Below are 10,860 nucleotides of genomic sequence, written 5' to 3'. Positions count from 1 at the left end.
TTGGCAAGATTGGCAGCGTTAAGCGTCACTTCGACGTAACCGAAGTCGGTCGCGTCGGTATCAATTTCGACCTTTGCGTTGGCACCAGTACCGGTCACACGGATATTGGCGGCGGTCAGCCCGCTGATGCCGCTCAGTTGGATAGCGTCGCCCGCCGCCAGATCGGTAATCGTGTCGCCATTCAGGTCGGACACACTGCCGACGAACAGATCGTTGCCGACGCCGCCTGTGATGCTGTCGGTGCCAGCACCAGCGCTGATTGTGTCATTTCCAAGGCCACCGTTGACGGTATCATTGCCGGCCCCGCCGCTAAGGCTGTCACCACCGCTGCCACCGACAATGCTGTCCGTGCCGGCGCTGCCAATGACCGTCATCCCACCGCCGGTGATGCGGTTGAGAATGACATTGCCGGTACCGGTGGCATTGGTGTCACCCGACAGATCGATGACCCGCAACCCCTCGGCATAGGCGTTGGCGTTCAACGTCATGTTGATGGTGGAGGAGGTGGCGCCAAAGGCGACCCGCTCAATGCCACTGATCCGGCTGGACCAGTCCAGGCTCGACCCGAAGGTGAAGACGGCGGTGGGGGTGAACAGCAGCGTGTCGGTGCCGGCACCACCATCGATACTGTCGATGAAGCTGTTGCCCCCGTCCGTCAGTAAAGCGCTGGAGGTATAGACAAAGACGTCGTCACCATTGCCACCGACCAGCGTATCGGCTGTGGCATTGCCGTCGCCGCCGGTGAGGGTGTCGTTACCGTCGCCGCCGGTGAGGGTGTCGCTGCCGGTGAAACCGGTGATGCTGTCGTCGCTGCTGGTGCCGGTGATGGCCGTGCCGGTGGCGTTGCTGGTGGTCAGCAGGCCGGTATCGTTGCTGCTGCGCACCATGGCGCCGGCGTCCAACGTCACCCCCGACACGGTCAGCGTATTGCCGGCCAGCGTCAGGGTGCCGCCGCTGCTATCCAGCGTGCCAATGGTCTCACTGGCACCCAGCACCAAAGTGCCGCCCGTAACGTTCACAGCACCGCTGTCGGCCAGCGCGCTGCCGCCACTCAGGGTCAAGGTGCCGCCGTTGAGCGTGGTGCCGCCAGTGTAGGTGTTGATACCCGACAGGGTCAGCGCGCCATCGGACGCCTTGGTCAGCGAACCAGTACCGGAGATCGGGGCGCTGACGGTAATTGACTGGTTGTTGAGGTCACTAATGACCGCAGAACCGGCCAGCACGATGCCGCCGCCGCCGGTCCCGGCAATGGTCAGCGTCTTGGCGCCGGCAGATATCTGGAGTGCGTCGCCATCGCCAATCGTGGCCGTGCTACCGCTCAGCGTCAGGGTCGTACCGGAAGCGATATTGTCCAGGTAAATGCTGTCACCGCCGCTCTGTGCCGCGCCGCGGACCAACGCCTCCCGCAGGGAGAAGCCATCGACGGCATTCCCGTTGGAAGCGTCCGCAGTGGCATCCACATAAATGCTGGAGCTGGTCACCGACACGTCGGCGGTGGTTGATGCTGCTGCCGCATCAGCCAGCGAGAAACGGATGGTAGCGTCGCCATAGGGGGTGGCGTTGGCATAGCCGATATTTTGGACCAGAGTCTGCACCTGGGCCGATGTGGTACCTGTGCCGAAGGTGACCACCAGGGTGCCGCTGGCGCTGGTATAGGCCCAGGTGGCGAACTGAGTCGACGCGATCGACAGCGTGCCGTTGGAATCCGCTCCCCTTGCGATGGAACCGGTAGCGGAGACCCCGCTACCGAACGAGAAGACGTCATTGACGCTGCCATCGGCGGCGCCACCGGTCACACGCCGCACGGTCAGCGTGCCGGCATCCCAATTACCCTCCGCATCGGCAGCAGTGGCGGTGGCATCCGCCAGGGTAACACCGCTGGTCACCAGTGCCACCGTGTTGCCCGTACCCGTGCCGGCACCGTTCAGGTCCAACGTCGGGGCGGCGTTACTGCTGACCGTGTTGTTGGTGACCGACTGATTGGAGAAACTCGCGGCGTCGTCCCCTGTCGCGCCCTGGATGGCATTGACGTCGTCGCCGGCAGTCGGATCGGTGTAGGAGACGGTGACCGTCTGCCCGGGCAGGGCCGCCTGAGCCAGTGTCAGCGTAACCGTCTTGTTGGTGCTGTCGACAACGACATTCGTGACGGAAACCGGATTTCCGCCGGCTGAGACGGCAAAAGCACCCGTCGCCGGAATATTGGTGGCATGGAGCGGGCCGTCATAGGTCAGCACCAGCGTCGTGCCGTCCACCGCGGCACTTTGCAAGACGGGTGCCGGGCGGCCGATCGCCACGACAATGGAGTGCGAAAAACTGGCGACGTCCAAGCCGCCAGAGGCGCTCTGCAAGACCCCACTGGCGTCGTCACCAGGGGGGTCGGCGTAGGTAAAATCAATGATATCGCCAGCCAGAAGCGATGCCTGGATCGTGAGCGTCACAGTGCTGCCGGAGATGGCCGCAGCAGTGACCGTAACCCCTGTACCGTTGACATCGACGGACGACCCGAAGCGGGCCAGCGCGGGTGTACTGCTGGTATCGAGCGGCGAATCGAAGGTGATGGTGAAGGTCGATTCGCCGATGTAACCGACCGCGGAGGTATAGGCGGGTGCGGCCATCAGCACGCCACCATAAGCGCCGATCCGCAAGGGCTCGGCATGGACGGCGCCGCGCGTCCAACCAAGATCCCAGTCGCCGCCCAGTTCCGCAGCACCCGTCAGCGTCCGCGACGCCGCGATGTTGGCACCGGTGATATCGGCAAGCGCGTCGAGAAATTCATGCCCGTGGCCAGCCGCCACGTTGCAGCCATAGAGTAGAATGTCACCATCGACGGTCAGCGCATAGCCGATCGCGGTCAGGTCGGCCTGACGGTCGGCCAGTTCCGCGCCGGTCAGCGTAAAGCTGCCGAGTTGCAGTGCGCCTTCACTGCCGTGGCTGACGATATGAATGGCATCATAGCCGGAATGGGTTTGGGCCCAATCGGCCATCTGGGCGAGCCCGTCGTGGCTGGCGTCAAGCACCACCAGTTCCGCCCCCGGCGATACGCCGGCGGCCAGCGTCTGCCAGTCGGCAATGTTGGACAGGATGAACACGACTTCTTTCCGGCCAGCTTCCAATGCCGGATCGGCCGCTTGCAGTGCGGCGGGGGCCATGAGCAAAGCGTCCGATGCGCCCGCCTTCCCCCCTTGGTCTGCGAACATCCAATTAACGGCACCGAAAATGACCTGCTTGTTCATCGCCCCAACCTTTCCGTCTGCACCCCAAGACCCCAAACCCCAGGACGCGTCGTTGCCACCCTGTATCCGGCCGGATGTTCCCTCTGCGCCCGCAGATGCCGGATCAATCCATGATCGCCTGGATAATCTTCGTACAGCATCACCTTGGAATATTCCACCGTCCGATCAGCCTGTGATACTAGAATTTACGTATCCCATGCCACAACCCCCACACCAAAGCGCACGCACGTTCAGAATAAATTTAGAATTCGTTAACGAATTAACGACTCACTCATTTTCATAGCGGAAATAGTACAATATTTTTAAAATATTAATGTGTATATTATTTATCAGCGTAAATTTTATACATTTTCTAATATCAAAATATTATCTTGCAAACTATGATAAATTCAGATCGAACATAATACTTGGCGCAAATATAGATTGAATACAGCCGCGCAGAAGCACGCCGATCCGGTATTACATTTGCACATTTTATGAAGCTCGACATCAATAGGTGACCATGACTCGGAGGACCATGGGAGGTGAGGTTCGCTTGAGGATACGCTTGGTGTGTGGTCGGTATCGCTGCGTTCAGTGAAGGAGTATATCCGTCCTGTGTTCACGCAGGATCGCGTTGCGACATCTGCGGGTTTGTTTCTGGAAGGGGTAGCGCGGCATGGCACCCACAGGCCGGCAGTCGCTGGCCTCCAAGGGTCGTGGGACATGAACCCTGATATGAACTTCAAATCACCAGTATGCGGCAGCAGGTTTGAAGGGCATCGACGATTGTCGGCCCACGCGGAAGGCTATAACGGGTCGGCAAGTGCGCGCGCTGGTGAATGGCCCTATCCCGCGTCCGGGGGCCGATCCAGCACCATGGCGGCGGCAGGAGTGGTGCGGGGCAGGATCTGGTAGGGCATCTGCTGTTCGGCCGGGACCGGTGCGGTCCGGCGGGTGCGCAGCAGGGCGAAGGCCAGCGTCGCGGCGGCGACCAGCGCGATCAAGGCAAACAGGCCGGTGGGCCCCAGGGCCGCCATGGTCACGGCACCGCTGAGCGGTCCCAGGATGGCACCGCCGGCATAGACCAGGACCAGGCCACCCGTGGCCCCGACGCGTGCGCCATCGCTCAGGCGGTCATTGGCATGGGCGACGAACAGCGGGTAGAGCGCGAAAGCCACGCCGCCGAACAGCCCGATCACCGGCAGCAGCAGGGCGGGCAGTGCCAAGGCAGCCAGGATGATCAGGAGTGCCAGCGCCATGGCAGCCCCCAGCGTGCCGATGATCACCCGGCGGCGATCGAACCGGTCGGACAGCAGGCCGAGCGGCCATTGCAGCACCACCCCGCCCAGGATGGCGATGCCCATGAACCGGGATGTCTGCGACAGATCCATGCCGATGCCCGCCGTGAACAACCCGCCCAGGGCATAGAACGCACCCAGCATGACCCCGGTCGCCAGCGCGCCGGCTACCCCCAGCGGTGAAGCGGCATATAAGGCGCCCAACCCCATGGCCCCGCCTTCCGGCACGGGCGGCGCCGACATCCGGGTCAGTGCGATGGGCAGTACCGCCAGCGACATCAGCAAAGATCCGGCGACCAGTGGCAAAAGCGGCTGCGACGTGGCCAGCATCAGGATCGGTTGTCCCACCGCCTGACCGACATAAAGCGCGATCATATAGGTGGCGAGCACGCCGCCCCGCCCCGTCGCTGGAGTGCGGTCGTTCAGCCAGCTTTCCAGGCAGACGAAGGTGCCGGCCATGCACAGACCGTCCAGCAACCGAAGGCCCGCCCAGAATATGGGATGTTGATAAAGCGCGTAGGTCAGCATCGAGGCGGAGAACAGGGACACGAAGGTGGCAAAAGCCCGGATATGTCCCACGCGCCCGATCAATGTGAAGGCCAGCAGCGAGCCCAAGCCCAGCCCGATGAAATAGGCCGTCCCCATCCAGCCAATGGTGACGGGCGATGCTCCAGCCTCTTGCAGGCGCAGGGCGATCAGTGTGGCCAGGAAGCCGCTGCCAGCCATGGCCAGGAAGATGGCGGTCAGCAGCGACCGGACGGGACGCCAGCCGGTCATCGTGCGATGGGCGCCGTCATGGTGCCGCCCCGTAATGGAGAAGAAAGGACGTAACCCAATGCCAGCCCGACCAACATGCCCGGCATCCCTTCATAGACATCATTCTGCCAGCCCAGCAGCCGCCAGCCCAAGGCCACAGCGACGCCGGCCAGCATCATGGCGATGGCCGTGCGTTGCGGCACGTCCCGGCCCAGCGCCAGCAGGATCAGCATGGGGCCGAAGGCCACAGCCAGGGTCGACCATGACAGGATGACCAGGCTGAAGACACTTTGCGCGCCGGCCAGCGCGATCAGAAGGGCGAAGCCGGTGACCCCCGCCGTCGCCAGCTTCAACGCCCAGGGCGCTTCCAGCCGTTCGGGCACCAGATCATGGGTGATGGCAGCCGAACAGGCCAGGACCAGGCTGTCGGCCGTGGACATGGTGGCGGCGAAGATGCCAGCCAGCACCACCCCCACCAGTACCGGCGGCAACAATTCCAGCGCCATGGTCGGCAGGGCCATTTCCGGGTCAAGTTCGGCTAGACCCGGCAGGTATAGCCGCGACAACATACCGACACCGGTGGCCAGCAGATAAAACAGGGTGAAGAAGGAATAATACCAGACGCGGGCCCGCGCCATGCCCTCTGGCCGGTCCAGCGCCATGAACCGCACCATGACGTGCGGCTGTCCGATGACGCTGACACCCGCGAACATCCAGCCGACGATGAACAGCAACAGACCGGACAGGCCGGGCAGCAGCAAGTCAGGCGGGGTCAGGGACAGGAACCCGTCGATGGTACCCATCTGCGCAATGCTGGCGTCCCAGCCGCCCCGCCCATCCACGGCGACCAGAAACAGCAGGCCCATGGCCAGCAGCATGACGCTGCTCTGCGCCGCGTCGGTCCAGATGCTGGCGCGGATACCGCCGGCCAGGCAATAGGCCAGGATCATGGCGGCGACGATCCAGGCGCCTAGGGTCGGCGACCAGTCCAGCACACCGTGCAGGGCCTTGCCACCCGCCGCGATCTGGGCGGCTGCATAAGCCCCCAGGAAGATCACGGTGATGATGGCGGCTATCCGCCGCCACAGCCGCATGTCACCGCCCTGCCATCCCGCCAGGACAGACCCGAAGGAGGCTTCGCCCGTGCGGGCCGTGGCCTCGCGCAGCCGGCCATGGATGAACAGCGAGGCCAGCAGGTCGCCGGCGATCCAACCCAACATCAGCCAGACCGATGACAGACCAACCGTGTAGGTGTAGCCGATGACGCCAATGAACATGTAACCGGAATTGTTCGTCGCCACCGCCGACAGACCGACCAGCCAGGGCGCCACGCTGTTGCTGGCCAGGTAATAATCCTGTCGGGTTCGGCGCGCCCGGAAAACGGACACCAGCCCGATGCCCAGGAAGAACAGCAGGAAGGCCACGAAACTGGCGGTGATCATGGGAAACCCCTTAAAAGGTCAGGCGGCGATCGCGGCCATCGCACGCATCCCGTCCATTCCAACCAGCCCGCCATGCAGGGCCTGCACGGCGCGGTCGAAATCCGACCGGGGCACGATGAATTGGACATCGACATTGCGGATCTGATGCTGGATGCCCATCACCGTTACGCCGGCCCCGGCCAGTGCGGCCAGGGCATCGGCCAGCAGGCCCGGACGGTTCAGATCGCTGCCGATGATGGCGACAATAGAAATAGCGTGGGTGGCCAGACCGGCGGTCGGAAACCGGGCCTCCAGCTCGTCAACCGCCTTCTGGACGGCGCTGCCGTCGGCACGCAGATAATGGGTGATGGTATTGGCATTGCTGGATTTGGCGATGATCCAGGCGCGATGGCGGGTCAGTGCTTCCAGAATGGCGGCGTCGTAGCCCTTCTCCCCCACCATGTCCTGCTCGAAGAATTCCAGCGCCGTGCCGTTGCGCAGACCGGTGACAATCTCCACTCTTGGGCAATCGGAGATGTAATCGCCACAGATCAAGGTGCCGTCATCGGCCGGATCGAAGGTGTTCTTCACCCGCAGCCGGATGCCGGCCTGCCGCAATCCACGTCCGGCCCGGGGATGGATGGCTTCCATCCCTAAATTGGCCAGCTGATCGGCAACGTCATAGTTGGTGCGGCCGATCTTGCGGGCATTTCCCGGACCCACCAGTTTGGGGTCGGCGCTCGACAGATGGAATTCCTTGTGGATGATGGCTTCGGCGGCATCGGTCAGTACGGCGATGCGTGAAAAGGTCATCTCCGAATAGCCCCGGTCGTAACGGGCCACCATGCCACCCTGGCACTGGGCATAGCCGGTGATGATGGGCAGCGTGTCCGACAGGTCGATACCGGCCATGCCGTCGGCGATGCGCCGGTCCAGGTCGGGCCGGGCCGTGTCGCGCCAACCGGTCAGGTCAACCATCCGCGCATTGACGCCGTTGTCGCGCAGCAGCAGCGCGGTATTGTGGGCGCTGTGCGCCTCGCCCAACCCGGCCAGCATCTCCCGTGCGGCCGCGAGCGGTTCGGCCAGGCGGAAATGCCCGTGGGAGCGCAGCCGGTGCAGGTCGGCCAGGCATTGGTGCACACCGTCGATACGCTCTGCCACGAAGGCGTCGGCCATGCGCCGGCTGTCGCCGTCTTCGGCGAAAATGGCGGCGTTGTGCGCCACCATGGCAGCGGCCACCCGATCCAGGGCACGGGTCCAGTTATCCCCGTTGGCATCCTTGATGAACGCCGCATAGACGCCGGGTTCGCCCGTCTTCTTGTGTTCCAGCAACAGGTCAGTGATACCGGCATAGGCGGAAACGACGAAGGCGCGGCCATACAGCGCCGGCCCCTGCCGGCCGGCGATCAGCACATTGTCCAACACGGTCTGCGTGGCGGCGATGGAGGTGCCGCCGATCTTTTCGATCGTGTGACCCGTCATCACGCGGCACTCCGCGTCAGGGGCCCCGGCATCGGGCGAATGGCGGCGATGTCGCGCCGCGCGGCGATGAAGTCCGGGCGAGGGTTCACCGGGCCGAACGGCTCTTGCAGCCGGTTGGAAAGCGCGTTGTAGACCAGAAAGGCATTGGCCCTGGGGAGAGGCGTGATATTGCCGTTCGACCCGTGCATGATGTTGCAATCGAAGATGATCACCGTCCCCGGTTCGCCCGTGGGGGCGACGATGCCGTGGCGGTTGACCAGATCGGCCAGGCTGTCCTCGTCCGGGACGCCATATTCCTGCTTCTTCAGCGAAGATTTGTAATGGTTCTCCGGCGTTTCTCCCACGCACGTCAGAAATTCCCGGTGCGATCCGGGGATCAGCATCAGCGGCCCGTTATGCGGGGTGTTGCGGGCCAGCAGGACCGACATGGACAGGGCCCGCATACGGGGCATCCCGTCTTCCACGTGCCATGTTTCGAAATCGGAATGCCAGTAGAACTCCCGCCCCTGGAATCCGGGTTTGTAGTTCAGGCGTGACTGGTGGATATAGACCTCGTCCGCCAACAGGAACCGCGCCACCTCCGACAGTCGCGCATCGGCGGCCAGCCAGGCCATCATGGCGTTCTGACGGTGGATCTCGAAGATCGACCGCACCTCGGTGCCGCCGGGTTCGGTGATGATGGTGTCCGGCTTCAGCCCTTGGGGATGGCCCAGAAGACCGGCCGCCTCGGCACGAAGGGTGTCGATCTCTTCGGCCTCGAACAGATTTTCCAGGACGAGATAGCCGTTTTCTTCAAAGAAACTGGCCTGAGCCTGGGAGAGTGGGGATTGCGGATGCCAAGGGCCGTGCAGCACGGGGTCGAGGCGCGGCAGCAGCTGCGCCTGGTCGGCGCAGCGGGAAGGGTAGTGATCGGTCATGAGATGGTCTCGCAATGGATTTCCAGGCTTTGGTGGCGACGCATAATCGTCACGCCGCCCTGTCCGCCGGATAGGCACCGGTCTCGTCATGCACTTCACGGCCGGTCACTGGCGGGTTGAAGACGCAGGCCATGACCATTTCGGTATGGCCGCGCAGGATGTGCCGGTCGTTCAGGTTCAGCGCATACATCGTGCCCGGCCGGATATCATGGACCTGTCCCGTGGCCAGATCCTCAATGCTGCCCTCGCCGCTGATGCAATAGACCGATTCCTGATGGTTCTTGTAATGCATGGGCAATTCGGCCCCGGCATGGATGGTGGTGATGTGGAAGGAGAAGCCCATGCCGTCATCCTTCAACAGCAGACGGGCACTCTCCCAGCCGGGGGCCGCGACATTACGGTCGGACGCGCGGGCGTCCGCTAGGGTGCGAACGATCATGTTGACAATCCTCACTCGTTATTCGGCGGCGGCGCTGTAGCGGGGCGTTACGGCCAATGCGACGCATTGTTCCAGGATATCCAGGCCCTGCGACAGCTCGGCTTCAGTGATGGTCAGGGGTGCCAGCACCTTCACCACCTCGTCATGCGCGCCGCTGGTTTCGATGATGACGCCGCGGGCGAAGGCGGCAGCCGTGATACGCGTTGCGATCTCACCCGACCCGACATCAATGCCCAGCATCATGCCTCGGCCCTTGACCCGTATATGATCGCCATAGGAGGCGGCAATCGCGTGCAGGCGACGGCTCAGTTGATCGCCCCGCTGACGTACCGTCCGCTCAAAAACATCATCCCGCCAGAAGTGGCGCAGGGCGGCGGCGGCGGTGACGAAGGCATGGCAATTGCCGCGGAAGGTGCCGTTATGTTCACCGGGGCGCCACTGGTCCAGCTCCGGCCGCAGCAGGGCCAACGCAAAGGGCAAACCCATGCCGGACAGCGACTTTGCCAGGGTAACGATATCGGGCGTGATCCCCGCTTCTTCAAAGCTGAAGAAACCACCCGTGCGCCCGCACCCGGCCTGGATTTCGTCCAGGATCAGCAGGGCACCATGACGCTTGGCAATGTCGGCGATTTTGCGCAGCCAATCGGCGGAGGCGACGTTAAGGCCGCCTTCGCCCTGTACCGCCTCCACCAGGATAGCGGCGGGCTGGTCCAGCCCGCTGGACGGGTCGGACAGGCGCTGGTCCAGCAGGTCGGCCGTATCAATGTCGGGACCGTAATAGCCGTCGAACGGTTCATGGCTGACATGGTTCAATGGCACGCCGGCCCCGTCGCGCTTGCCGGCATTGCCCGTGCAGGCAAGGGAGCCCAGGGTCATGCCATGGAAGCCGTTGGTGAAGGCGATAACATGCTGACGCCCTGTCACCTTACGCGCCAGTTTCAAGGCAGCCTCCACCGCATTGGTGCCGGTGGGGCCGGTGAACATGGCGCGATAGGACAGGCCGCGCGGAGCCAGGATCGTGCGCTCCAGTTCGTTCAGGAACGCTTGCTTGGCCGCGGTGTGCAGGTCAAGGCTGTGGGCGACTCCGTCGGCAGTGATATAGTCCAGCAGGGCCTGCTTCAGCACTGGGTGGTTGTGGCCGTAATTCAGGCTGGAACAGCCGGACAGCAGGTCCAGATAGCGCCCGCCCTGCACATCCTCCATCCATACGCCCTGGGCCCGGTTAAACAGGCGGGGCATGGCGCGGGAATAGCTGCGGACCTGTGATTCCAGGCGTTCGAAGGTGGTGACATCGGGCGGGGTCGCCGTCGGTGTCGGCATCATGATGATTGT

Annotated in this window: 7 protein-coding genes; all 7 read right to left on the bottom strand. The window is 63.4% G+C overall.

All coding sequences use genetic code 11. From position 1 onward, the window contains the following. On the bottom strand, positions 1–3,149 hold a 3,149-nt coding region (locus tag GE253_RS18955; RefSeq protein WP_173012727.1), incomplete at its 3' end, for a DUF4347 domain-containing protein. Positions 3,150–4,060: 911 nt separating this feature from the next. Next, on the bottom strand, positions 4,061–5,290 hold the full coding sequence (locus GE253_RS18945; protein ID WP_153205715.1) for an MFS transporter: 1,230 nt from the start codon (positions 5,288–5,290) through the stop codon (positions 4,061–4,063). Beyond that, positions 5,287–6,711, bottom strand: coding sequence for a sodium/proline symporter (locus GE253_RS18940; protein ID WP_153205714.1), 1,425 nt, complete (start codon positions 6,709–6,711; stop codon positions 5,287–5,289). The genes GE253_RS18945 and GE253_RS18940 overlap by 4 nt, the downstream gene beginning before the upstream one ends. A gap of 18 nt (positions 6,712–6,729) precedes the next feature. Continuing rightward, on the bottom strand, positions 6,730–8,172 hold the full coding sequence (locus GE253_RS18935) for an aspartate kinase (RefSeq protein ID WP_153205713.1): 1,443 nt from the start codon (positions 8,170–8,172) through the stop codon (positions 6,730–6,732). Continuing rightward, positions 8,172–9,179 (bottom strand): ectoine hydroxylase, encoded by a 1,008-nt coding sequence (gene thpD / locus GE253_RS18930; RefSeq protein ID WP_247878748.1) that lies wholly within the window; start codon positions 9,177–9,179, stop codon positions 8,172–8,174. Before thpD ends, GE253_RS18935 begins: the two co-directional genes overlap by 1 nt. Continuing rightward, positions 9,139–9,528 (bottom strand): ectoine synthase, encoded by a 390-nt coding sequence (locus tag GE253_RS18925; protein ID WP_153205712.1) that lies wholly within the window; start codon positions 9,526–9,528, stop codon positions 9,139–9,141. The genes thpD and GE253_RS18925 overlap by 41 nt, the downstream gene beginning before the upstream one ends. Positions 9,529–9,546: 18 nt before the next feature. Further along, on the bottom strand, positions 9,547–10,851 hold the full coding sequence (gene ectB / locus GE253_RS18920; RefSeq protein ID WP_211101518.1) for a diaminobutyrate--2-oxoglutarate transaminase: 1,305 nt from the start codon (positions 10,849–10,851) through the stop codon (positions 9,547–9,549). Positions 10,852–10,860: the final 9 nt, after the last annotated feature.

It is taken from the genome of Niveispirillum sp. SYP-B3756, from assembly GCF_009495745.1.
Lineage (GTDB): Bacteria > Pseudomonadota > Alphaproteobacteria > Azospirillales > Azospirillaceae > Niveispirillum.
Note: the sequence above shows the minus strand (reverse complement) of the source record. Positions and strands in the feature narration are given on the sequence as shown.

Coding starts and splice junctions, on each gene's coding strand:
- GE253_RS18945 (WP_153205715.1), bottom strand. CDS start 5,290: ATGACCGGCTGGCGTCCCGTCCGGTCGCTGCTGACCGCCATCTTCCTG.
- GE253_RS18940 (WP_153205714.1), bottom strand. CDS start 6,711: ATGATCACCGCCAGTTTCGTGGCCTTCCTGCTGTTCTTCCTGGGCATC.
- GE253_RS18935 (WP_153205713.1), bottom strand. CDS start 8,172: ATGACGGGTCACACGATCGAAAAGATCGGCGGCACCTCCATCGCCGCC.
- thpD (WP_247878748.1), bottom strand. CDS start 9,179: ATGACGAGACCGGTGCCTATCCGGCGGACAGGGCGGCGTGACGATTAT.
- GE253_RS18925 (WP_153205712.1), bottom strand. CDS start 9,528: ATGATCGTTCGCACCCTAGCGGACGCCCGCGCGTCCGACCGTAATGTC.
- ectB (WP_211101518.1), bottom strand. CDS start 10,851: ATGATGCCGACACCGACGGCGACCCCGCCCGATGTCACCACCTTCGAA.